Origin of the sequence: Bartonella sp. TT29SHDZB, assembly GCF_042193395.1 — a bacterium.
Lineage (GTDB): Bacteria > Pseudomonadota > Alphaproteobacteria > Rhizobiales > Rhizobiaceae > Bartonella.
In genome coordinates this window covers 1-539 of sequence record NZ_JBHILQ010000174.1, presented here as the reverse complement: position 1 = coordinate 539, position 539 = coordinate 1, and the positions used below count along the sequence as shown (strand labels likewise).

The window sequence follows — 539 nt, the reverse complement described above, 5'->3', positions numbered from 1 at the left end:
ATGACTTATCAATTTGGCGATACGCTTGAAACTTATCGCAAAGCAGCAAGGAGTTAAAGCATGACTTTACGCATTGTACGCGGTTTTACGCTGATTGTTGATGATGATGTGAATCTTCACCTTGATCTTGAAACCCTCAAATTACCTACGTTGGAAGAAATCACTGAAACCTATCAACCAGGGGGCTCTGATATGCAGATTGATGTGAGCGGTCTTGGTGTCAAAGCCCTTGGCTTGCAAATGAAAATCCGCAGCCATACCCCTGAGGTCATCGGTATTTTTGGTGGTCCTCCTGGGCTTCGTCATAAATTCACAGGCAAAAAACATGTGATCTCTGAAGAAGATGGGCGTGAGCATGAACATTCCATTGATGTGACAGGGCGGTTGGTCAAAGTTGATAGCGAAGGCTTAACGGCTGGAAAAGCGACAGGCTATGATTGCGAGATCAAAAATATTTGGGACTATACGGAATTTTGGGATGGTTCTGTTTTGCACCGCTTTTCTTTTAAACGGGGCGGCTGGCTTGTCCGCAATGGGCA

Annotated in this window: 1 protein-coding gene; it reads left to right on the top strand. The window is 45.3% G+C overall.

The window, feature by feature from the left end; translation table 11 throughout:
• Positions 1-60: 60 nt before the first annotated feature.
• On the top strand, positions 61-539 hold a 479-nt coding region (locus ACFIJJ_RS10155; RefSeq protein ID WP_375646865.1), incomplete at its 3' end, for a phage major tail tube protein.